At 68.0% G+C, this 21,664-nt stretch carries 18 protein-coding genes and 3 pseudogenes; 12 read left to right on the top strand and 9 right to left on the bottom strand.

All coding sequences use genetic code 11. From position 1 onward, the window contains the following. Nucleotides 1-143: 143 nt before the first annotated feature. The 5 genes and pseudogenes from IE275_RS46450 to IE275_RS41520 all read left to right on the top strand — a co-directional run. Nucleotides 144-701 (top strand): annotated as a pseudogene (locus IE275_RS46450) (NUDIX domain-containing protein); the annotation flags it as partial. Between the two features lie 325 nt (nt 702-1,026). Next, nucleotides 1,027-2,127, top strand: coding sequence for a class I SAM-dependent methyltransferase (locus tag IE275_RS46445; RefSeq protein ID WP_229871188.1), 1,101 nt, complete (start codon nt 1,027-1,029; stop codon nt 2,125-2,127). A gap of 65 nt (nt 2,128-2,192) precedes the next feature. Further along, complete coding sequence (locus IE275_RS41530) at nt 2,193-2,990, top strand: hypothetical protein (protein ID WP_229871187.1); 798 nt, start codon at nt 2,193-2,195, stop codon at nt 2,988-2,990. 17 nt (nt 2,991-3,007) lie between these two features. After that, nucleotides 3,008-3,532 (top strand): annotated as a pseudogene (locus IE275_RS41525) (PIG-L deacetylase family protein); the annotation flags it as partial. A 511-nt stretch (nt 3,533-4,043) separates the two neighbouring features. Further along, nucleotides 4,044-4,400 carry a radical SAM family protein gene (locus IE275_RS41520; protein WP_189717879.1) on the top strand — a complete coding sequence of 119 codons (357 nt, stop codon included), beginning with the start codon at nt 4,044-4,046 and terminating at the stop codon, nt 4,398-4,400. Between the two features lie 261 nt (nt 4,401-4,661). Here the strand turns inward: IE275_RS41520 and IE275_RS41515 are convergent, their stop codons facing one another. Next, nucleotides 4,662-5,843, bottom strand: coding sequence for a serine hydrolase domain-containing protein (locus IE275_RS41515; protein ID WP_229871181.1), 1,182 nt, complete (start codon nt 5,841-5,843; stop codon nt 4,662-4,664). Between the two features lie 1,230 nt (nt 5,844-7,073). Here IE275_RS41515 and IE275_RS46440 point away from each other — a divergent pair. From IE275_RS46440 to IE275_RS41485, 7 genes and pseudogenes are all read left to right on the top strand, one after another. Continuing rightward, nucleotides 7,074-7,331: pseudogene (locus tag IE275_RS46440) on the top strand (YhjD/YihY/BrkB family envelope integrity protein); the annotation flags it as partial. Nucleotides 7,332-7,386: 55 nt separating this feature from the next. Next, a complete protein-coding gene (locus tag IE275_RS47155; protein ID WP_189717878.1) occupies nt 7,387-7,932 on the top strand; it encodes a phosphatase PAP2 family protein in 546 nt (181 codons plus the stop codon). Nucleotides 7,933-8,093: 161 nt separating this feature from the next. Continuing rightward, entirely contained in the window at nt 8,094-8,513 is a 420-nt protein-coding gene (locus IE275_RS41505) for a phage holin family protein (protein WP_189717877.1), read from the top strand. After that, on the top strand, nt 8,510-8,980 hold the full coding sequence (locus tag IE275_RS41500; RefSeq protein WP_189717876.1) for a DUF3618 domain-containing protein: 471 nt from the start codon (nt 8,510-8,512) through the stop codon (nt 8,978-8,980). Before IE275_RS41505 ends, IE275_RS41500 begins: the two co-directional genes overlap by 4 nt. Continuing rightward, a complete protein-coding gene (locus tag IE275_RS41495) occupies nt 8,977-9,243 on the top strand; it encodes a DUF4235 domain-containing protein (RefSeq protein WP_189717875.1) in 267 nt (88 codons plus the stop codon). The genes IE275_RS41500 and IE275_RS41495 overlap by 4 nt, the downstream gene beginning before the upstream one ends. Nucleotides 9,244-10,107: 864 nt before the next feature. Beyond that, complete coding sequence (locus IE275_RS41490; protein WP_189717874.1) at nt 10,108-10,431, top strand: magnesium transporter CorA family protein; 324 nt, start codon at nt 10,108-10,110, stop codon at nt 10,429-10,431. A gap of 497 nt (nt 10,432-10,928) precedes the next feature. Next, nucleotides 10,929-11,321, top strand: coding sequence for a hypothetical protein (locus IE275_RS41485; RefSeq protein WP_189717873.1), 393 nt, complete (start codon nt 10,929-10,931; stop codon nt 11,319-11,321). Nucleotides 11,322-11,706: 385 nt separating this feature from the next. Here the strand turns inward: IE275_RS41485 and IE275_RS41480 are convergent, their stop codons facing one another. The 8 genes from IE275_RS41480 to IE275_RS41445 all read right to left on the bottom strand — a co-directional run bounded on the left by IE275_RS41480 (nt 11,707) and on the right by IE275_RS41445 (nt 21,545). Then, entirely contained in the window at nt 11,707-12,324 is a 618-nt protein-coding gene (locus tag IE275_RS41480; protein WP_189717872.1) for a flavodoxin family protein, read from the bottom strand. Between the two features lie 200 nt (nt 12,325-12,524). Continuing rightward, nucleotides 12,525-13,376, bottom strand: a complete 852-nt coding sequence (locus IE275_RS41475; RefSeq protein WP_189717871.1) for an aldo/keto reductase — start codon at nt 13,374-13,376, stop codon at nt 12,525-12,527. 156 nt (nt 13,377-13,532) lie between these two features. After that, complete coding sequence (locus IE275_RS41470; protein ID WP_189717870.1) at nt 13,533-14,252, bottom strand: hypothetical protein; 720 nt, start codon at nt 14,250-14,252, stop codon at nt 13,533-13,535. A gap of 194 nt (nt 14,253-14,446) precedes the next feature. Then, nucleotides 14,447-14,686: a hypothetical protein gene (locus tag IE275_RS46430; protein ID WP_229871179.1), complete on the bottom strand. Its 240-nt coding sequence runs from the start codon at nt 14,684-14,686 to the stop codon at nt 14,447-14,449. A gap of 82 nt (nt 14,687-14,768) precedes the next feature. Then, nucleotides 14,769-15,617: an MBL fold metallo-hydrolase gene (locus IE275_RS41460; protein WP_189717869.1), complete on the bottom strand. Its 849-nt coding sequence runs from the start codon at nt 15,615-15,617 to the stop codon at nt 14,769-14,771. Between the two features lie 979 nt (nt 15,618-16,596). Next, entirely contained in the window at nt 16,597-17,010 is a 414-nt protein-coding gene (locus IE275_RS41455) for an SRPBCC family protein (protein WP_189717868.1), read from the bottom strand. A gap of 89 nt (nt 17,011-17,099) precedes the next feature. Beyond that, complete coding sequence (locus IE275_RS41450) at nt 17,100-17,936, bottom strand: alpha/beta fold hydrolase (RefSeq protein WP_189717867.1); 837 nt, start codon at nt 17,934-17,936, stop codon at nt 17,100-17,102. A 615-nt stretch (nt 17,937-18,551) separates the two neighbouring features. Beyond that, nucleotides 18,552-21,545 carry an AfsR/SARP family transcriptional regulator gene (locus IE275_RS41445; RefSeq protein WP_189717866.1) on the bottom strand — a complete coding sequence of 998 codons (2,994 nt, stop codon included), beginning with the start codon at nt 21,543-21,545 and terminating at the stop codon, nt 18,552-18,554. Nucleotides 21,546-21,664: the final 119 nt, after the last annotated feature.

Raw genomic sequence — 21,664 nt, 5'->3', positions numbered from 1 at the left:
GACGTCAATCGCCAAGGCCGTCCTCACCCTGGAGTTGCAACGCTGAAGAAGCTCACTGATTCCCCTGCCCTCCTACGCCCTGGCTCGCAGCCCAGGAGAGTCTCTCAGCGTCACCCATCTATGCAGCATCGCGCGCTCACCTCATGCAGCTCTCTGCGCGCAGAACCATCACCACCAGCGCCAGGGAGGAGGGTCCGTTGCAAACCGCCGCACTCAGTCTCAGCGACGGCGGCGCACTCGTCGTCATCACCCCGACCGTCGAGAACACGCCGGTGGAGCGGCGCGGGATCGCTCTAGACGAGGACGAGATCACGCTGCTCTGGGCGGGATGGGAAGCCGTGGAGCGGCTGGACGCGGACGGTCTGACTTTCCTGGTCCTGCGCGGGCCGTGCCACCTCGACACCCGGGCTGTCGAGAAGCGGCCGACCACCGGCCACGCTCTGACCGGCGCCCTAGCCGTCGTCACCGACGACGCGGGCCGGGTCCTGCTGGGCCGCTCTCTGCACGGCATGCTCGAGCTGCCCGGTGGCAAGACCACCTGCCCGGAGGACTTCGCCGCCGCCGCGGTGCGCGAACTCGCCGCGGAGACCGGGCTGGTCGCCGATCCGACCGACGCGCACGTGGTCACGATGCTGGTCGACGACAGCCACGGGGTGCCGCGGCTCACGGCCGTCGTCCGCATCACCACCTGGACGGGCACTCTGGCCAACCCGGAGCCGAAGCTGTTCGACCGCTGGGAGTTCTACGACCTCCACGCCCTCGCCTGCGTTGGGGACGTGTTCGCCCCAGCCGCTCTCGCGATCGACGCCGTGTGGCCCGGCATCCTTCCCGGCCTGCCGCCGACGACCTCCTATCCCATCGCCGCCGACCAGCCGCCCGTGCCGGGGGAACCGGCCGAAGCTGCCAGGCTGCGCGCCTCGATGACCCAGATGGTCATCGACGGCGGTACGCGGCCAAGAGGTTCGCCACGGCGGCGACCGGGCCGTCATCACCCGGCGCGACGAGACCGGAACGGCGATCAGCTCGGTGTCCGCGGCCTGGCTCCAGGCCGACATGATCGAGCATCTGGGCCTGGAGCCAGGCGGGGTGGTGTTCGAGGCGGGATCCGGCGGCTACAACGCCGAGCTGATCGCTCACGTCACCGGACCCGGCGGACGCGTGGTCACCGTCGACATCGACCCGTGGGTCGTGCGCCGCACCCGCCGGTTCCTCACGGAGGCCGGCAGCGGACGCGTCACAGCCGTCGAAGCCGACGCCGCCCTCGGCGCCCCCGCTCACCTCGTGCCGCGGGGCAGCTTCGACGCCAGCCTGATCACCTACAACTGCTGGGACATCGCCCCGGCCTGGCGGGAGCAGCTGGCCGAGGGCGGCTGCCTGGTCCTGCCGCTGGAGATGGGCGGCTACACCCGAGCGGTCACGTTCGAGCGGCGCGGCCAGGTGCTGCACGCCCGCCACTTCACGTACTGCGGATTCGTCCGCGACCAAGGACAGCAGGCGCGCAACATCCCGGTCCTCTCCTTCCTCGACGGCGGCCTGACGCTTCGCTTCGAGCACGGCATCGCCGCCGATACGACGGGCTTGGAGGAGGCGCTGCGCGGGCCGCGGCACGAGGTCCCCACGGGCGCGACTATGGGAGCCAACGCCTACTTCGGTTCCCTGCAGCTGTACGCGGCCACCACCCTGTCCGGCTTCTGCCGCCTGGCCGCCCACCAGGAACCGGAGGAGGGCGTGACCGCCATCGCGAAGGACCGGGACGCCCCCGCGATCGTCGGCGACGCCTCGCTCGCCTACCTGATCCACGTCCAGACCAAGGACGGTGACAGCCCGCAGGACAAGGAATGGGAGTGGACTGTCCACGCTTTCGGCGAGCAGGGTCCCGCGCTCGCCGAGCGGCTGGTGGCCACGGTTTTGGCCTGGGACCGTCACGTCCGCGCAGACGACAACGACAAGCACGCCGATCCCGTCCTGACGGTCCACCCGGCCGGCACGCCCGACGACGCGCTGCCCGCCGGCGACGTCCTGGACAAGGATCTCTGCCGCCTGGTGTTCCGGTGGCCGGGGCGTGACGTGCCGCCGCCCCGCTCTGCTGAGCACCCCGGGGCCGACGTCGTGACGGAGGGGGTGTGACGGTGGAACGGGCGGTACACGAGGCGGTGTTCGTCGCACCGACAGAGCGTGGTGATCGAGAACGGATGCGTCGCGCGCACGCGGCCGCCGCCCGGCAGTTCCAGGTGTCCGCGTCGGGCACGGAGGTGTGGGGGTGGCAGGGCCGCACCCTGGGGCGCCGAGCGGGGGACTGCTGGCTGCGGGTCGTCTCTGCGGAGGCAGACAAGGCGGGCGGACGGCTGTGGGAGGGGACGGAGACCGCGGACACGCATGTGCCCCGGTCGGTACCCAGGCCGCGGCTTCGCGGCGTCCTCGACTGGACCTCGCCGGACGTCGCCTATCGGGCGGAGCTCACCGAGTACGTGCCCGTCCCACCGGTCACCAGCGGCACTCCCGCTCTCGACCAGGACATCGCGCTGCCCGACGCCTGGTGGGCGGAGCTGAAGTCCGCGCTCGGCACGCTCGCGACGGTGCCCACCGACCGGGAATCCGTACGCCAGAACTGGGTCGACCGGAACTACCAACGGTTCCTCAGCATCGACCCCGTCCGGATCCGTGAAACGACGACCGGGCACGCCGATCTGCACTGGGCGAACCTCACCGGTGCGCCTCTGGTCCTGTTGGACTGGGAGAACTGGGTGCGCCTCCCCGTCGGCTACGACGTGGGCCTGCTTCACGCGTACTCGCTCGCCGCACCGGCGACCGCCGCCCGTGTGCGGCGCGAGTTCGCCCACGTCCTGGACACGGACGCCGGCCGGACCGGCGAACTCGTCGCTCTCGCCCAGCTCCTCCAGGCCTGCTCCCGAGGCGTCCATCCCACCCTCGCCCCGCTCATCGCCCGCCGGGCCCAAGAGCTCACCCACACCCCCGTCCCCACGCCCTGACCGGCCCGGAGGTCCCTGTGACCCAAACAACCGCCGCTCCCTCTCTGCTCGGAGTCCTCGCCCACCCGGACGACGAATCCCTCCTGGCCGGCGGCGTGCTCGCCCAGCACGCTGCCGCAGGCGCCCGTACCGCGGTCGTCACCGCCACCTGGACGGCTGACAGCCACCGAGCGCCCGAACTCACCGAGGCTCTCAATATCTTGGGTGCCGGCGCCCCGCGACTGCTCGGCTACGCCGATGCCCGCAAACCCCGCCTCGGCACCTGGCGGCGCCGTACGCCTCGTCGATGCGCCCCTGGACGAGGCCGTCGGCCGCCTGGTCGCACATATCCGCCAGTTCCAGCCCGACATCGTCGTCGGCCACGACGCCCTGGGCCAACTCACCGGGCACCCGGAGCACCAGCGTGCCCACAGATCACCCTCCTCGCCGTCGAGGCCGCCGGCCTGCCACTCCTGTATCCCGACGCCGGTAAGCCCTGGCAGCCCGCAGCCCTGTACGCGGCCACGCACTCGGAATCCGGCGTGGATCTGCTCGGCCCGCTCGCTCACCGCCTGGCACGACAGCGGCGACGCCGAACTCGTGAAACAGACCACCACCGCGGCCGTCTTCTCCCGCGGCGACTCCAATCTCCTCAACTGGCTCCGCGACGGTCACTCCAGCCCCGTTGTCGACTTCGAGTACAGCGGGCACAGCACCGTCCACTTCGACGCCGCCGACCTGATCGAACACATCAGCGCCCGCGAGATCCCCGACAGCACCTGGAGCGCACTCCTGCCCGACCTCGGCATCACCCCCGCCAACCGTCACCTCTTCCTCGCTGCTCAGCGCACCTGCGCCCTGCGCTGGCTCGCCGTGCTGTGGAAGCAGCGGCACACCCGCGCCGACGAGTTCGCCGCCCAGCGGACCCGCGTGCGGCGCCTGCAGAGCCCCGATAAATCCCTGGCACGGCTGAGTCCCCGCCCAGATGGCCGTCAACCACGGCGCATCCACCGGCCGACGTACAGCGCCAGCCGGTGGATGCGGCCGCCCGCTCCGACTACGTGAGGGAAGACCATGACCCCGATACCAAGGACCGTCAGTCTGCTGTGGGCGCTGCGCTCCTACTGTGCCTCGCACGAGTGCAAGCCCTGCTACTTCACCTGGCTCGACCAGCAGCGCGTCGACAAGACCCCCGGCTTCCTGTCGCACTTCTCACCCCACGACCTGGTCGCCGAACAGGTGTTGGACTTCGCCCGCACCCTGTCCGGCTCGGCCGTACGGCGGGTCTTCCTCGCCAGTGGTGAGCCGCTGATGTGGCGGCCGATCCTCGACCTCTTCAAGATCCTCAAGCGCGGAGGACTCGACTTCCCCACCACCGCGGCCGTCACCTGCGACGCCCTCGGGCAGACCCAGGCCCGCTTCGCCGAATGACGAAGCCGATCGGCTGCCTGCCACGCTCACACACCCAAGGTGTGCCGTAGGGCGACCGGCGGTGATGGACGCCCTGGCGGCTTCAGCACGCCGGCCGTCGCGCGCAAGAGCCACGCCCTGCGTCGTACTCATTTCTCCAGACCGAACCGAGCGGTCCGCCAGGCCGACTCATCGCCCCGCTCGTCTCTGCCGCTCAGGAATCCAGAGCCCCCTCAACGACAATGTTCTGCGATGGGCACCATCAGCTTCTTTGACGGACCATCACAGTGCGCTGTAAACCGCTTGGATGAGCGCCATCTTCCTGGGGTCGTCCGCAATGTGGGGTCCCATGCGGTTCATGACGTAGCCGAGGCTGAGCTCTGCCTCCGGGTCCGCCAAGCCGCATGAGCCTCCGAAGCCGTCATGGCCAAAGGCACGGGGGTTGGGGCCGTAGGAGGCGTTGCGGCCGCTGAGCCACAGTCCCAGGCCGACCTCGGTGTCATGGGTGAAGCCTGCGCCCATGACCAGGTCGCGGCACGCGCCTTGGCTCTGGCGGACACGCTCGGCGGCTTCGGGGGAAAGGATCCGTCGGTCACCGCACAGGCCGCGGCGAGCGAGAATCCCGTACAGGGCGCAGACAGCGCGGGCCGTGCCGTGTCCGTTCGCGGCTGGTATCTCGGCGGCGCGCCACTCGGGGGAGTTGGCCTCGGCCGCGCCGACCACGGGGTTGGCTATCGCAGCCAGTGAGACCTGCGGGAGCTGAGCCATCAGGGAAGAACTGTCCGCCGAGATCCGTGCGTGGGCGAGTTCGGCTGCCCGGTCGCTCTCCTTCTCCGGCAGGCCGATGGTGAAGTCGATGCCCAGCGGTCCGGTGATCTCCTGCTGCAGGAACTCACCCGGCAGCACACCGGTGATGCGCCGGATCACCTCTCCGACCAGGAAACCATAGGTCAGCGCGTGGTAGCCGGACTGTGTGCCGGGCTCCCACCAGGGCTCCATGGCGGCAAGCCGGGCCGTGGTCAGCTCCCAGTCGTACAGCTGGGCAGTGCTGTGGGGCTCGCGCAGGCCAGCCAGGCCCGCACGGTGCGAGAGGAGGTGGCGCACGAGGACGGCGGACTTCCCACCCGCCGCGAACTCCGGCCAGTAGGAGGCCACCGGCGCGTCCAGGTCGAGCTGGCCCCGGTCTGCCAGTAAATGGGCGCACAGGGCCGTGGGTCCCTTGGTGATCGACCACACATTGACCAGGGTGTCGCGTTCCCAGGGGCGGCTGCGCCCGGGATCCGCCCAGCCGCCCCACAGATCCACGACCACCTCGCCACCCACCTGGACGGTCACCGCCGCACCCAGCTCCTCCTGGTCCCGGAAATTCGCCTCGAAGGCGGCTTGGACCGCAGTGAAACGACTGTCGCAGTAACCCGCGATCTGCGGCTGGGAAAGAGCGGAGTCTGTCATGGGTTCCTCCATCTGATTTAGTTAGCCGCAACATACCGACTGGTCGGGCTCCTGAACAGAAGTGGTCAGATCTGACTCCGACCCCGCAGTGAACCGCTTCGGCTCTGATGGAGTCTCCACATGCCGCGTGCGACCCCTGCCCCGCTGGGCTTCGCCCACGTGCGGTACGCATGGCCACGAGATCCGCCCGAACTCTTCGACCGAGCCGGCCGACGGCGGCCAGATCTCGCGTTCCGGTCGGTGGGCCACACGCGCGGTCAGGTGGAGGCCCTCCAGACCCACCTCCGCCATCGGCCGCTCGGCGGCGCGCCTCGTCACTACGACATCGTTGCACCGCGGTGCGCGAGGTGACCCAGCGGAACCTCGGGTGCCGCCGGACTCGGTACGGACCTGTTCGATCAGTCGGGATGGACGGCACGCAGCGCGGTCGGCGGGCCGACTCCGTCCGTCTCTTGCGCACGAAGTGCGGGAGCCCGCTCGGCCCGCTGGCCGATGCGGGGCCACGGGAATCGGACTGTCGGCCGAGGCATGAGGGCAGGATCTGGCGGGAGTGCCGACGGCATGCAGATCCTCACCGTTGTCGGCCCCCCTCCTGGCAGCAGTCGCCGGGCTGTGCCTCGCCCTGTCCGCCGTCGTTACCGCAAGGGCCGCCTGATGACCATACGAATGCGCCACGTGACCCGCGCGTCCATCGCCCTCTCCACCCTCGTGGCCGCTGTGTGTACGGCCTGCCTTCCTGGAAACGGGACGGCTCAAGCGGAGACGAAGCAAATGGCACCGACCCTTGCCGGGGCAGGTGCCCCCGACTTGACGTGCCGGTCCAAAAGGGGGTTCAGTGCGGCACCCTCACGGTCCCCGTGGGCTGGGCCAAGCCCCACTCCCGAACGCTCTGCGCGCCTACCGCATGCAGGCAGCTGACGGGGCGAAGGACAAAGGGACGATCCTCAACTTTCCTGAGGGGCCCGGCGAGCCGGGCGACATTGCCTTTGACACTCTGCGGGAGAGTCTGCCCGGCTACGACCTGATCGCGCTCGACCCCCGAGGGGTAGGGCGAATCAGTCCACTGAGCTACGCGACCGACAAGATCCTCAAAATTCCCTTCGCCCCCGTCCGACCAACTGAAGCTCAACGCTCTGAAACGGAACCTGCGTTCGTTCTGGTCGACGTGTGCCACGACCCCGGCGGGGCTGAAAGGCCACCTGGAACGCCTACAGCGACGTCAGGGACGCGGAGGCCTTCCAGGTGATCGCCTCGGCCGGGTTCGAGTTCTGCGTGGCGAACTTCGCCTCCCACAACAAGACCTACGCCACCCTCGCGGGGTGATCGTCTTCCTGGTGTGGCTGTGGATCAGCAACATCGCGATCATGTTCGGCCTGGAGTTCGACGCGGAGATGGACCGCCGGCGCGCCTCGTCGGCGGCCTGCCCGAGGACGAAGAACCGCATGTCCCACCCGCGACACCCGTATGTGGAGCGAGGAAGACCAGTGCCGCCTCGAATGAGGGATCTGCCCAGGTCATCGAGTTAGGCGCTGCTCAGACCGGGAAGTCGCAGGTCATGAGAGTGCTCGCAGATCTTCGTGAAAGTGACCACCGAGCGACGCGATGGGCGGCATCATGGCGGTCGACTTGCGTACGCCGGGTCCTGCCAGCCGTCGAAGAGACGGCCGAGCACACCAAACTGTGGTGGGGCGCCGCCGCGGCCCTGTCCACCACAGGGTGGCGGGGGCGCAGGGCCGCGACCGCCGGCCTGGCGAGCATGGCGGTTGCGGAACTGGCCTCGAACTGCGTCCTCAAGCAGATGTGGCACCGGCGTCGGCCGCCGAAGGAATGGATCTCGCACAAAGAGGTTCATGATCGCCCCGACTCCTCGTCCTTCCCGTCCGGGCACACCGCCGCAGGGGTGGCGTTCAGTACCGCGGTGGCGGCGGTGTGGCCGTGGGCGGGCGCCGTGTGCTCGGTGCCGGCCGTCATAGTGGCCACCGAACGTGTACACACGGGCGCCCACTACCCCTCCGACGTCGCTGTCGGCGCCGCGACAGGTCTGGCCGCAGCCGCCTTGGTACATCGTGCTCCTCGCTTGGTCTTGCGACTGCTGCGTTGACAAGCACACGCCACTCGATTGCCGCAGGTCCGCTGGATGGTGGACCCGCATCCGGGTACCCGAAACTCGGCCAGGCGGGTGGGCCTCGAGACCCCACACAGGCCGACGCCTTTATTCAGGACACGAGTACCACCGGCAGCTGAGAAAGGCGGAAATCCATAATGAGTACGCAGGATTCCCACCGCGGCCCGAGCGGCTCGCGGGAGCCGGTCGGTGACCTGGTCCAGCGGGCCTCCCAGCAGCTGACAGAGCTGATCCGCAGGGAGATGCGGCTGGCCCAGGCGGAAATGAAGGAGAAGGGCAAGCGGTATGGCAAGGGCGGCGGCCTGTTCGGCGGGGCCGGTCTGACCGGCTTCCTGACAGCGCAGGCACTGGTCGCCACCGCCATCGCGGCCCTGGCTGTTCCCCTCCCGGTGTGGGCCGCAGCCCTGATCGTCACCGCTGTCCTCGGCGTGATCACCGCCGTGCTGGTCCTGACCGGCAAGAAGGAGGTCAGCCAGGCCGCACCACCAGCACCGCAGCAGACCATCGACAGCGTCAAGGCCGACGTGGCCGAGATCAAGGAGAGTGCACAGCGATGACCCAGCCTCCTAACGACGAGCCCACCGCCTCCAGCCCCGAGCAGCTGCGCGAGCAGGTCGCGCAGACCCGCCAGGCACTGGGCGAGACGGTCGAGGATTTGGCCGCCAAGACGGACGTCAAGGCCCGCGCGCAGGAGACGGCGACCGCACTGAAAGAGCAGGCGGGCACCAAGGCCACGGAACTGAGCCGACAGGTCAAGGTGAAGGCTGCCGAGGCCGCGCACCTGGTGCAGGACAAGCTGCCCGACCCGGTCAAGGACAAGGCCACTGCGGCCGCCGAGCAGGTGAAGGCCAAGGCCGGACAGGCCGGTCAGGTGTGGCAGGACAAGGCACCCGAACCGGTCCGGGCCAAAGCCCAGCAGGGCGCCCGGGCCGCCCGTGACAACCGCACCGTGCTGATCGTGGCCGGCAGTGTGGCGGTGGCCGCATGGCTGCTGCTGCGCCGCCGGGGCAGGAGGCAGCCGTGAAGGCGTCGAAGGTCGCCTACAAGCCGGTCGGCCTGGCGCTCGGCGCTCTCAGCGGCATGCTGGCGGGCGGGCTGTTCAAGCAGCTGTGGAAGAAGCTCGGCCAAGACGAGGACGCCCCGGACGCCACCGATGAGGAGCGCACCTGGCGAGAGGTTCTGTTCGCCGCAACCCTGCAGGGCGCGATCTTCGCCGGAGTCAAGGCCGCCGTAGACCGGGCAGGAGCCACCAGCACTCGGCGCCTGACCGGAACGTGGCCCGGCTGATCCACCCTCCGCCTGCGGCGCCCGTCCCTCCCGGGCGCCAGTGGCTTGTGCACTCGGCCCGGACTGGTGAGAGGAAATTGTGACCACATACCGCTCATGGGCGGCCCTCGCCGCTGTGGCGGTTACCGCCACAGTGCTGCTGGCCCGATGGTGGGTGAGTTACCGCCACAGCGGCGCCCGTGCCCGCCGACACAACACTGGACCTCCTGGAGGCGACCGAGTCGGCGAACCCCGCCCGGCGATGCCCGATGCCGCCTCCGAGCACGCGCTGCGTGAGGTCGAAGAACATCTCAGCAGACACTGGGAGCGGCTGCGGTCGCTCTATCCCCGTCACCCCGACGACACCGCACACACTGACACGCAGTAGCTGGTGTGGAGGCTCGTGGGGCCGCCAGCCCAGCCGCTGCGTCTCCACCTGCGGTTGTATGCCGCTACGGCCGCACAGCCCGGGACGGGGGATGGACGACAGTGCGGCCTCTTCCCAGGAACCTCGCCCGCAGGGCGGCCGCTCTCGTCGCCCGAAGCCGGACAGTGAGGAAGAGGGAGATCACCGGCTCCGTCTCAGGGCTCAGGGAGGTGAGCGTTCCAACTGCCCAGAGGGAGCCGAGATCAAGCAGACCGGTTTCGCTTGCCGTCGCGAGCAGCTGCAGTAGCCGGTTGCCGCGGCGGCGACCCGCTGACGCCGAGACTCGTTACCGACTGCCGTCTGGGAGCCCGTGTGCGAAACGCGGGCTAAGTGGCGCCTGGCCCTGGTCCTGGCGTGGCGCGCGGGCTGCGGGGGGTGCAGGTTCCCTGAGCAGCCACTCCTCGTAGCGTCCGAGCGCAAGTACCAGGCCCAGCAGTCCCGGGGCGTTGGAGCGGCACATGTTCTCCGCGGAGCGCGAGAACTTCACCGAGCCGGTCTGCTCCCTCAAACGCGGGGTCCTGGAATTCCGCGACGCCGTCCAGCCCCTGGTCCCGGTGGTGCAGGACTTCGCCGGCCCTCACGCCGGGTGGCCCGAGGAGATACTGCCGCACTTCCGCGACGTCGCCGACCACATGCACCGCATCGACACCGAGGTGCGCTCGCTGGACGAACTACTCAACTCCGCCCTCCGCCGACTCCGCCACCACGACTGCCACCCACGGAGCGACGAACGCCATCGGAGCCTGCAACCACCACCCGGCCCCGCTCCGCCCATCCGATAAGGCGTACGACAACGCGCTGGCCGTACTGGACCATGTCGACCCGGCCCGCAGATCACCGGCGCACTGCCCCCACCGTCACTAGGCGGGTCGTCTCGTGGCCAGCGAGGCGTTCGGGCCAGCTACCGGCACGCGCGGCCCAGTCGCCGGCGGTGGTTGCCCTTTACATCCGCCGACAGGGCAGCGTGGAGCGTCTCCACGCGGCCGCCCGGCTTGAGAGCACGGCAGCTCGTCGCGGCCGCGTCCCACGTGAGCGGGCCGTTCCACTGGTGCTCGGTTGTGCCGGGTTCTGGACCAGCCTGCCTGATTCTCGTAACGAAGTGGCACTGTATGAAGCGGAAGTCACGACGGAGCCGCAATCGACGCACGCACCTTTGAGGGGAGTGGGGTGTACGCGTCGCCCTGCCGGCACTGCGTGACCAAAGAGCGCGGCCGACCGCGCAGACTGCCACCCGCCGGTCCTTCACCGGCCGGGTCTGCTCACCTGACACGATTGCTGGATGGATCCTCTGCCGACCCCCTGCCCCGCTCATCTGGTCCCCGACGTCACCGGCGCCGACCGCTTCGCGGCCGCGTACCAACGTGCCCGGGCGCAGCACGCTGTGTTCGTCGCCGTCGAACGCCAGGGCCCGTGGTGGACGGTGAAGGCAGACACACTCCCCGTCGGCCGCGGTCACGTGGTCGACAACGCCATGAACGCGGCCGCCCGCGACGCGGTGGTGCGCCTGGTCGCAGCAGGCGAGGTCCGCTCGGACGCCTATGCGGGCCCGGTCTATTTCGTCCTGCACGGCGTGGACGGCGAACAGCGCGCCCGTGAACTCGCCGCAGCCCTCCACGCCGCCCTCTACGGCGACCTGGAGCCCCTCACCCACGCCTTGCACAGGGCGCGCTGACCTGCCTCCCGCCCGCTGAGTGAGAGACGGGAGGGGGTAGTTGGGACGGCCGGGAGCAGTCCCCGGTGCTGGCCAGCGCCGCGGAGGCTACGCGAATACAACCACTGGCCGTCATGTCAGGCGGTGGACGAATGATGGCCCGGTGAGCGAGACACGGGGTGGCTGGGCTGGGCTTCCGATCATCGCCACGCAGCGGATCGACACAAGGGCCTCTTGCAGTTCGCTGGATTCAGACAACCGCGAGCTATCAAGAGGCCTCTATGCCATGCCTCGGCCCCGGCCAACTCTCCCGAGCCATCGTCACATTCGGTGCAAGGCTGTCCGCGTGATCGGATTGCTCACAGCCGATGGGGAGCAGCGGGGATGCCACATGCCAGAGGACGTGTCAGGCTACGAAGGTGGTGGACAAGGCTACGCGTCCGGCGACCACGAGCGCTGCCTGCCGGGCCACCCGGGCTCCCAGGTGCTCGGCGGTGTTGATGTCCGCGTCGTGCACGGCGTCGGTGCCACCGTCCACCATCGTCTGGGCGCCCGCGCCGGTCCAGTATCCCAGCCGGTTGAGGTCGTTCTCCGTGGCGGTGGTGGAGTTCCATCCCGGAGCGAGCCCCAGGTTGACCCAGAGCATCCGGTGCTGGGCGGCGAAAGCGGCGAAAAAGGCCAGGGTGTTGGACTTGTCGCCGCTCTTGGAACCGGAGTTGGTGAAGCCGGCAGCAGCCTTGTCCGCCCAGCGCCCCTCCCGGAAGCGCTGGCTGGTGGCCTCGGCAAACGTGTGGAATCCGGCGGACGCGCCGCCCATGTAAGTGGGCGATCCGAAGATGATGGCGTCCGCGTCGTCCAGCTGTCGCCACTGCTCGTCAGTGATGGTAGCGACGTTGATGAGAGCCACGTGGGCGCCTGCGTCGGCCGCTCCCCTCTGGACTGCCTCGGCAAGGACCGCGGTGTGGCCGTATCCGGAGAAGTAGGCCACGGCGACCGAGGGGCGCGAAGGGGTGAGGTCGGTCATGAGAACTCCTGCGGTACTTGGTGACGAACTGCGGTATTCGCAGATGCGTCGTGTTGTCGAATAGGCGAAAATGACCGGTCGTATTAAAGGCTAGTGGAGGCCTCAGGGACCGGCCGGATTGAGACAGCTGGGGGATCCGGAACTATCCCGGACCGCCGCGTTCAAGGCCGGCTGCTCGGCCCGGCGGGCCGGAGGCCAGCTCAGTTCAACTCGGCCAGGTCGGCCGGGCCCAGTGTGAGACCGGCCGCAGCAACGTTCTCCTCCAGATGTTCCACCGACGACGTGCCGGGTATGGGAAGCATCACAGGGGAACGTCCCAAGAGCCAGGCGAGGGCGACCTGGGAGGCTGTGGCGCCGAGCGCCGAAGCGCTGCGCGCGAGTGGCCCGCCGGGCTGGGCCAACTGTCCTGTGGCCAGCGGGAACCAGGGCAGGAAGGCCATGCCGTGGGCTTCGGCATAGTTCAGGACGTCCTCGGAGTTGCGTTGGGCGACGTTGTACAGGTTCTGCACGGACGCGATACGCACGATGCGGCTGGCCTCCTGCAGCTGTTCGACGCTCACCTCGGACAACCCAATGTGCCCGATCTTGCCCTCTTCCTGGAGCTCCTTGAGAGCGCCGATCTGCTCCGCGAAGGGGACAGCGGGGTCGATGCGGTGCAGCTGGAACAGGGGGATCCGCTCCAGCCCCAGGTTGCGCAGACTTGCCTCAGCCTGCCGGCGCAGGTACTCGGGGTGGCCGTTGGACCCCCACCTGCCCGGCCCCGGTCGGGTCAGTCCTGCCTTGGTGGCGATCACCAGGTCTTCCGGGTAGGGGTGCAGCGCCCTCCGAAGCAATTGCTCGGCCGTCTTGGGACCGTAGGAATCGGCGGTGTCGAAGAGGTTCACGCCCAGCTCAACGGCCCGGCGCAGCAGGTGGACGGCGGCGTCCGGGTACGGGTACGGGCCCCAGACGCCGGGACCGGTCAGCTGCATGGTTCCGTAGCCCACCCGGTTGACGGTCAGTTCGCCGCCAATGGTGAAGGTTCCGGAGGAAGCCGCGGAGATGGAGCTCATCGCGCGATGCCTTTCTCGTTCGTTCAGGGTCGGGCTCCATCCCAGGGGTGTAGACCCGGGTCTGGATGGGTGCCGCCGGGTCCGGTCCGGACGGAGGCAAATACCTTCCGAGTGGTAGCTGCCTCTAGCGGCCTGGACCCGACGACAGCTTGGGGGTCAGGAGACAGCGACGTTCTCAAGGCGCACGGAAACCACCAAGGGCTCGGGGATCTTGTTGCCGGACTCGTCGCGGGTGTAGATCTCTCGCGTGGTGGGGATGACCAGCCCGGACACCTGCTGGTGGCCGGAGACGTAGTGCGCCGCAGGGGAGCCCCCGGCGATGTCCACGCTGTAGTCGCGCCGGTGGATGAGCCCGTCGTCGCCGATGTACAGGACCTGCTCGGTGCTCAGGGTGGCGATGGAGGAGGGGAACGTCACCCGCAGCCGGCGGAACTTCCGCCCGTTCTCCGAGGCGGAGGCGATCTCCTCCGTCTGGACTCCCGGGAACGTCAGGGACAACGGTTCGGCAAGGTAGGTCCACATCGCGCTGCCAGAGAAGTAGGCCAGCTGGAGCCTGGTCCACGGGGTCGTCAGAACGTGGCCGGCGAACGAGGCGCGCGGATCGGTCAGTTCCTCGACCACGGTGCCGTCGGACGTTTCCACCGCAACGCGGTCGGCGGTGAAGGAGGTGCGGTGCTCGGGGTTGAAGAACGGCTTCTGTGACACGTACTGGCGGTCGAGCGCAACGGTGACGTCGACATCGTTGAGGGCGCCGGGGTGACCCTTCAGTTCCCACAGGGCACCGCCAAAGAACTGACGGGCGGTGATCTGGTGCGCTTCTTGCCAGCGGGCGAGGCCGCCGTGCGCGTCCAGGACGGTGTTCAGCAGGTCGGACACGGTATATCTCCTAGTGATGGGGCTGTCGGTACCAGCCGGGGAACTTGTAGATGTCCTTGAAGTCTTGGGTGGGGTACTGGAAAGACAATGCATGGGCGGCGTCGAGGTATTGCGGATTTGCGCGTCCGGAATCGAGGCGGCCATGCGGTGGCTGACCTTGGTTGGGATCATCAGGCCGTTGTCGCCCCGGGTGATCAGCGTGGGGCAGGATTCCGGTGAGCCGCTGCAGAGCCGAATGGTCGGGGGATGCCCCATTCCAGGACGGCGTCGTACTGGGCGTCGCGGGAGTCCAGACTGCCGGGAACGTCCCGGTCCTCGGTGCGTTCCAGAAACCGGCCCAACGACTCCACACCCTTGGCCTGGCTGGACTTGGTGTGTGCGAAGAAGATGTAGGGCAGTTCCTCACCGGTGGGCACTCTGGCGCGGGCAGGCATCTCAGGTGGACAAGACAGTGCTTCCTCTCTCAGCAAGCGGCGCGGCGCGTTCGGGACGCGCTCAGCGCGCCGGTCAGGACAACTACGCTGGGCCCGGGAGCTGGGCGGTCGCCGAGGCGAGGAGTGTGTAGGGGTTGCCACGATCACGGTGTGCGGAATTCATCGCCGTAATGATCTCCTCGGCGTCCCGAGCAGCGGCGACCGCTTCGACAAAGTCCTGGAGATAGCGGCGTGATGCCGCGAGCACGCGTGCCGCGTCATAGTCCGGCGCCGCAGGATCCCGGTGGCCGGACACCACGATCCGCGGGTTCAGCGCCGCCACGATATCCAGCGCCTTGAGCCACTGCATGCGCGCTTCATGGTCGGTATCCGCCAGCCACATGTGAATGCCGTCGTAGGCGACATCGCCGCCGATAACCGCGTCGAGTGCCGGCACGTGCAAGACGCTGGACGGATGGGTGTCGCTCTGTCCGACCGGCACCGGGCGCAGTTCGTACCCGTCGACCGTGATGACCTCTCCGGCCAGCGGCTGCGGTGCGACGGTGCGAGTCGGAAGCTGCCCGGGGAAGAGCGACTCCCAGAAGGAGAGCACGGGCGCGCTCAGCTGTTCCTCCGCGTACGGGACTACCTCGGGCAGAGCCACCGCGACCGCGTCGGGGAAGGCGTCCAGTACGACCGACAGGCCCAGGAAGTGGTCTGCGTGGCCATGGGTGACGTAGACGGTGGTGACGGTCTTTCCCTTAGCGCGGATCCATTCGGTGAGGCGCTCAGCCTCCTCGCGAGTAATGAGCGCGTCGACGAGGGCGGCCTCCTCCCGCCCATGGATCAGGGTCGCAGTGCTGGCCGGCCACGTCGCCTGCCTCCCGCCCCAGCCGGGCGGGGTGACAGCGATGGGTTTGTAGTCGCTGGTGTAGACGTCGATCGTCAACATCGGGGGTGCTCCGTTCCTCGCAGGACCAGGGACTACTGACCCGTGGGTAAGGCATGGTCGTGTCCGTCCGCGAATAAAACCTAGGTCAGGGCTGTGGCGTGCTTGTGGACTGCTTGTGGAGTCGGCGGCAGGCGCGTGGCAGGGCGAAGTCCCGAACATGTTTCGGCTGCCCGCCGTACTCCGCCGTCGAGGACTGGGCATGCATCCGGCGAGGGTGTGGCCCGATCTGCTGATCTACCCGGACGGCCGGCACCCGAGACCAGGCCCAGCGGGTACCCAAGTTTTGAGCGAACGGTCAGCTCATAGACCCGAGCATTCGATGGCATAGTCGAGCATCCGGCGCCAGACCCGACGTCCCCGACGACCATGGCAGCACTGGCTCAGTTGCTATCCGCACTTCAGTCACCGGAATCCATGCCCAGTCACACCATATGCAGAGCTGAAATGATGTACTGATGCCGCCTGTCAGCCCATATCCTCAGAGTTGTCTCACAACCTGGGTCATCAGGGCCGCCGAAGGCCACAACGATTCAGGCGGCGTTCGCCATCAGCAGCGTAGCGCTGCCAGTGGGGTCAGAGAACCGCCCCCGACTCGCCGAATGACAGTTCAAGCAGCTGCCCCCGCTCTGACGGTTTGTCACGGCAGCTCGAAGCAGTGGCGAGGGAATGACCAGGTCGCCGCGCCCGCCACCGCGCGTTCCTCACGCCCTGCCTCTGACCTGAGGCAATCCGCCGACCGGACCTGACCAGCGACCCCAAGGGCCGACCCCAGTCACGATGAGGGCCACGAACTCGTGGGCGGGTCGACCACAGACCGCCCACCGACATTTCGCACCGCCATGAAGCTCGCCCTCTGGCCCGGCGTGAGGCCGTCGGTGGCTGAACAGACGCCTGTCCATTACAGATACCGGACCCTCCGGTGAAAGGACGCTGTCAATCCTTCCCACCGGAGGAGAACAAAAGTGTCAGGCACCTGCTTTCATACGCCGAGCTCGACCGCGACCCTGTCGAGGCACGCCTGATAGAAGCCCGAGATAAAGGCTGCGGCGTCGGCCTCGGTAGAGCCGATTGCAGGGTCGAAAGAAACGGTCCAGTCGATTGCCGACTGCTGCGGACCGGTCTCGGTCACCGCCAGGCGTGCTGTGACGTTACGCAAGGGCAACGTCCCGGAGTCGTCGATGTGGTAGTGGTGGAAGTGCGGGCCTTCGTCCAGCAGCCTCTCCACGAGTCGGGCGCCATCGTGTGTCGTGATAGTGCGGGTCTTGCGGACATCGTCCCGGACGGTACTGGCGATGCCGGGTATCCACGTGTCCACGGTATAGAAGTCGCCAACAAGGTCCCATACCTGGGCGGCTGATGCGTTGTACTGCTGATTCTTCACCAGAGTAGCCATTTCTCTCCTCGTTTCACGAGCGATAGCGTGCGCTGGAACGCTGGCGCGCAATTCTTGTGCTATCTGAATATGCGCTGCCGCGCGGGGGATCACTTGGCCAGGAAGGTGAGTAGCGCCTCGTTGACTGCCTGCGCGTGTGTCCACAGCAGACCGTGCGGGGCGCCTTCGATCTCCACGTAGTCAGCGGCCGGTACCGCCTTATAGAAGGGACGCGCGGTGGAGTCGATCGGAAGGATGTTGTCTGCCGTGCCGTGCAGGATGAGAGCTGGCACGTCGATCTTGGGGAGGTCGTTGCGGAAGTCGGTGAACCACGTCAGGGGCGCCGCGGCCGCCGCATAGGCGCCACCGCCTGCCGCGACGTTCCAACTGTTGTGGACGGCCGCATCGCTGATGCGAGAGCCCAGGTTGTCCTCGAGATTGTAGAAGTCCTTGTAGAAGGCCGTGTAGTAGGCGTATCGATCGGCCTTGATGGTTTCGGAGATCTCCTGGAAGAACTCGATCGGGGCGGCGCCCGTCGGGTTCTCGTCCGTCTTGAGAAGGAAGGGCTCCAACGAGGCGAGAAAGGCGACCTTGGCCACCCGGGCGGTGCCGTAGGTGCCCACGTAGCGACCCACTTCGCCGGTGCCCATGGAGAAGCCGACCAGAACCACGTCGTTCAGGTCGAGGGTCTCCAGCACCGTCTTCAGGTCGGCGGCGAAGATGTCAAAGTCGTAGCCGGTGGTGGCGTGACTTGACTGGCCGAAGCCACGACGATCGTAGGTGATGACGCGGTATCCGGCGTCGAGCAGGGCGGCGCTCTGCTTCTCCCAGGAGTGACCGTCGAGGGGGAAGCCGTGGATGAGAACGACCGGCTGGCCGGATCCGTGGTCCTCGTAGTAGAGGTTGATGTCGGTGGAGTTCTCTTGACCGACCGTGATGAAGGGCATGGTGGATCACATTTCGGGTGGGTAGGTGTGTCTATCTCGGGCGCTTTGCATCTTGGGACGAAAGCCACGTTGTCCTCGAGGCTGCCGCTAGTGCGGTCTGAGCAGGCGCGCTGTCTTCCCTGTCCTGTACACAGCTTGGGTGTGGGTAGTGGAATTCTTGTGGCGAGATTCTTGGCCCCGCCCCCGCCTTGGTCTAGCCTCACTGCCTGGTGCCCTCAGGCATGCCAGTGGCGCGGGGTGGTGTGCCTGCTGTGAACCGCTGCCAGGACTGGTCGGGCGGGTCTGCTGCACGATCCGGTGACATCTGAACTGGCTTGCCCTGTGGGGCAGGTGGGAAGGATGTCGCTGCGCCCCAGCCCTATCCGGAAGAGTTCCGCCAAGACGTCGTGCGGGTCGCGAGGAACCGCGCCCCGGGTATGACGGTCGAACATGTGGCCACGTTTCGGGGTCCACCCGATGACGTTGTGGAAGTGGATGCGCCGGGCGGACATCGACGACGGGACAAAGCCCGGAACGACCAGCGAGGAGAGCGCACAACTGCAGGAAGCACCTCGGCGGATCAAGCTGCTGGACGCGGTGGGCCGTAGCCGTCCACACCAAGCCGCTCGGTAGCTCTCACGGTTGCGTCTCTTGCAAGCGAGCCCTCGCCTGCTGTACGGCCGGTAGCAGTGCGGGTTCGGCGGCATGAGCAAGGACTTCCATCCAAGCCGAGCGGGCCCCGGCCTGGTCTCCGGCGTCGACGAGAACCTCGCCCAACACCAGGAGACCGTGGACGATGTCGGCCCGGCCACCGATCTGCCGCAGCAGCTCAATGCCTTGTCGGTAGAACTGGGCCGCGCGGAGAAGGTTGCCGCTCGCTCGGTGAACGTCACCCAGCAGGGAGAAACAGCCTGCCTCACCGCGGATATTGCCCAGCTCCCGGAACACCGTAGCGGCGCTGCCGGCCAACTCGATCGCTTTCGCCGCGTTCCCCAGCCGCAGCTGGCTGTAACCGGTTGCCAGTACGGTATCGGCTTTCAACTCGCTTGGCCCGGTACGCCGTAACAGTCCCATGGCCTGCTCGTGATGCTGGCAGGCCGCAGCGAAGTCGCCCTTGCTGATCCATACCGTGCCCATGTCCTTGACGACGTGGGCGAGGTCCTCGACCAAGCCCAACCGCTCGAAGAAGTCGCGGGCGAATTCCAGGTGGGTCAAGGCATCATGGGTGTCCCCGAGGAAGTATTGCGCGCCGGCGAGGCCGTGATGGGTGCGCGCCATGCCCTCGACATCGTCGACGCGTCGTGCGGCTTCCAGAGCGGTCCGCATGGTTGCCGCCCAGTCGTGCCACCAATTGTTCCGCTGGTGGAACAGTTGCATGGACAGGGCCAGCTCCCAGGCCAGTCGCGCGTCACCCCGTGCCGCAGCATCGTCGATGAGCGCTCGGAGGGCGCAACTCTCCTCGGTGAACCAAGCCATCGCTGCCGTGCTGTCGCTGATCAACTCCGGTGCCACGCCCTTCAAGGGGGCAGGAGGAAGCACCGGATTTGTCGGCGGACGCAGCGCGAGGTTCGCAGCGTGCGCGGTCTGACGATAGTGGTCCACCAGACGCGACTTCGCCTCTGCCCGCTCTGTCTTGCTGTCGTCGCCGAGTTCGGCGGCGTAGGCCAGCATCAGGTCGTGGGACCAGTAGCGGTCGGGGCGCCGTGCAGTCAGCAGCCGGGCGTGCGCGAGTTCTCTCACCGCAACGGCGGCCTGGCGCGGTGGCAGGCCGGTCAAGCTGGCTACCGCACGGGTCGTGATGTCGGTCCCCGGATACAGGGGCAGTAGCCGGAACGCGCGCGCTGCCTGCGGGCCGAGCGTGCGGTAGGACCAGGAGAAGACCCTGCGTACGCCGTTGCCGGAGTCATGGTCGCTGAAGGCTTCGAGGCGCCGTCCGGCGCCGGTGATCTCGGCCTCTATCTCCGTGAGTGGCTGGTCAGGGTGAATTGCGGCCCTGGTGGCCACGAGCGCCAGCGCGAGCGGCAGCCGACCGCAATGCTCGGCGATACGCTCGATCGCGGCTGTCTCGGTGTCGGTCCGGTATTTCTCAACACGCGCCACGAAGTACGCCGTGGCCTCCTGCAGCGTGGGCACGTCCAGGGTGAGCGAGTGAGCGCCGTGCGCGGTGACCAGGCTGGTCAGCCGACTGCGGCTGGTCACGACCACCATGCACTCGGGAGTGCCGGGCAGCAGCGGCCGTACCTGTTCGACGTCGCGGGCGTTGTCGAGGATGACGAGGATCCGCCGTCCCGACAGGGCGCTGCGGTACAGGGCGGAACGCCTGTCCAGGGAGACTGGGATCTGCTGCTGGGCGACGCCGAGGGCGTCCAGGAAGTCGTGCAGCACTTCGTGCGGGTCTGCGGGATTGCCCTCTGGTGCGAAGCCACGCAGGTCTGCATACAGCTGGCCGTCAGGGAACTGCGCGGCAATCTGATGTGCCAGGTGGACGGCGACTGCAGTCTTGCCGATACCGGGTATGCCGTCGATCGCTAGGATGCGAAGGGCCGCCCCGGTGGTCTCCTGCGCAACGTTCTTGGCCCGCTGCAGAATCTCTCGGCGACCCGTGAAGCCCATGAGATCAGCGGGCAGCTGGGCAGGCCTGAGCGGGGCGGCGGAAGCGATTCGCACGCCGGGCACAGCCGAAGTGCCTTCCAACACGGGGGGTCCGGAGGCGTCGGTAGGTTGCGAAAGAGGAGCCGCGGTCACCTGCTGGTGCAAGATGTGGTGATAGGCGGTGCGCAGTTCGGCGCCGGGATCGACGCCTAGTTCGTCGGCCAGCCGCAGGCGCAGCGCCTCATAGGACGCCATTGCTTCGGCCTGCTTGCCGTCGGCGGCCAGCACCATCATCAGCTGTGCTTGGACAGCCTCGTCCAAGGGGTTGCGCTCGGCCGCCTGGCGGAGGAACGGCAGTACGGCTGCTGCGCGGTTAGCGTTCAGCCCCACCTCGGCCGCTTCGCGCACCGCTGAAACATATTCGTGCTCCAGCACGACGAAGCCTGGGTACGTATCGGCCACCAGATCCAGGTCGGCGCCGGCCCGTCCCTGCCACAGTCCCAGTGCGGTGGTGAACAGCCCGACCGCCTCCGCCTGGCGGTCCGCGCGGGTCATGGCACGGGCCTGTTCCATCAGGCTTCGGAAGGCGAGCAGATCCAGGCTGCTGGCGCTGACGCGCAGGAGGTAGCCGCCGCCCTGCCGAACCAGCCACCGCCCGGGAACCCGAGCGGACAGCTCCGGCTGCAGCAATCGGCGCAGTGTCCCCACATGGCGGTGCACCGCGTTGGCTGCGCTGGCCGGCGGACTGCCGTCCCAGAGCAGCTCGACCAGTTCCTCGAGCGATACCGACCGTCCGGGTCGGGCCAGCAGTGCGGCGAGTATGAGGCGCTGCTGCTTCGGCCCGAGGGACAGTTCGATGCCGTCGCGCCAGACCCGCACAGGCCCGAGAACGGAGAACTGGACGTTGTTGCAGGTGTAATCCCGCAGTACGTCAGGACCGCCGTGCGGACCCTCCCGGCTGTCAGGCGCGGCTGCGCCGCTGAGCGGGGCTTCGTCCTTGGGCAGTTCATCCAGAGTGCGAGAGGGAGACGCGTTCACCACAACCTCCACTCAGCCGGACGTCGTACTCGGTGCGGCGATCTGGCAACGCGGAGCACGTCGCTCTGAAGGGAACGGGAGCGGTCCAGTGCGGCGGAGCGGCCAGTAGGACCTGCTGA

The sequence above is a fragment of the Streptomyces phaeofaciens genome (assembly GCF_014648915.1).
GTDB classification, from domain to species: Bacteria; Actinomycetota; Actinomycetes; order Streptomycetales; family Streptomycetaceae; genus Streptomyces; species Streptomyces phaeofaciens.
This window is presented reverse-complemented; position numbering and strand designations above follow the sequence as displayed.

Excerpts from the sequence above, each read along its gene's own strand:
- IE275_RS41455 (WP_189717868.1), bottom strand. The coding sequence starts at position 17,010 with ATGGCTACTCTGGTGAAGAATCAGCAGTACAACGCATCAGCCGCCCAG.
- IE275_RS41490 (WP_189717874.1), top strand. The coding sequence starts at position 10,108 with ATGTTCTCCGCGGAGCGCGAGAACTTCACCGAGCCGGTCTGCTCCCTC.
- IE275_RS41480 (WP_189717872.1), bottom strand. The coding sequence starts at position 12,324 with ATGACCGACCTCACCCCTTCGCGCCCCTCGGTCGCCGTGGCCTACTTC.
- IE275_RS41485 (WP_189717873.1), top strand. The coding sequence starts at position 10,929 with ATGGATCCTCTGCCGACCCCCTGCCCCGCTCATCTGGTCCCCGACGTC.
- IE275_RS41530 (WP_229871187.1), top strand. The coding sequence starts at position 2,193 with ATGCGTCGCGCGCACGCGGCCGCCGCCCGGCAGTTCCAGGTGTCCGCG.
- IE275_RS41500 (WP_189717876.1), top strand. The coding sequence starts at position 8,510 with ATGACCCAGCCTCCTAACGACGAGCCCACCGCCTCCAGCCCCGAGCAG.
- IE275_RS46430 (WP_229871179.1), bottom strand. The coding sequence starts at position 14,686 with ATGCCTGCCCGCGCCAGAGTGCCCACCGGTGAGGAACTGCCCTACATC.
- IE275_RS41450 (WP_189717867.1), bottom strand. The coding sequence starts at position 17,936 with ATGCCCTTCATCACGGTCGGTCAAGAGAACTCCACCGACATCAACCTC.
- IE275_RS41520 (WP_189717879.1), top strand. The coding sequence starts at position 4,044 with ATGACCCCGATACCAAGGACCGTCAGTCTGCTGTGGGCGCTGCGCTCC.
- IE275_RS41505 (WP_189717877.1), top strand. The coding sequence starts at position 8,094 with ATGAGTACGCAGGATTCCCACCGCGGCCCGAGCGGCTCGCGGGAGCCG.
- IE275_RS47155 (WP_189717878.1), top strand. The coding sequence starts at position 7,387 with ATGAGAGTGCTCGCAGATCTTCGTGAAAGTGACCACCGAGCGACGCGA.
- IE275_RS41515 (WP_229871181.1), bottom strand. The coding sequence starts at position 5,843 with ATGGAGGAACCCATGACAGACTCCGCTCTTTCCCAGCCGCAGATCGCG.
- IE275_RS41460 (WP_189717869.1), bottom strand. The coding sequence starts at position 15,617 with ATGTTGACGATCGACGTCTACACCAGCGACTACAAACCCATCGCTGTC.
- IE275_RS41475 (WP_189717871.1), bottom strand. The coding sequence starts at position 13,376 with ATGAGCTCCATCTCCGCGGCTTCCTCCGGAACCTTCACCATTGGCGGC.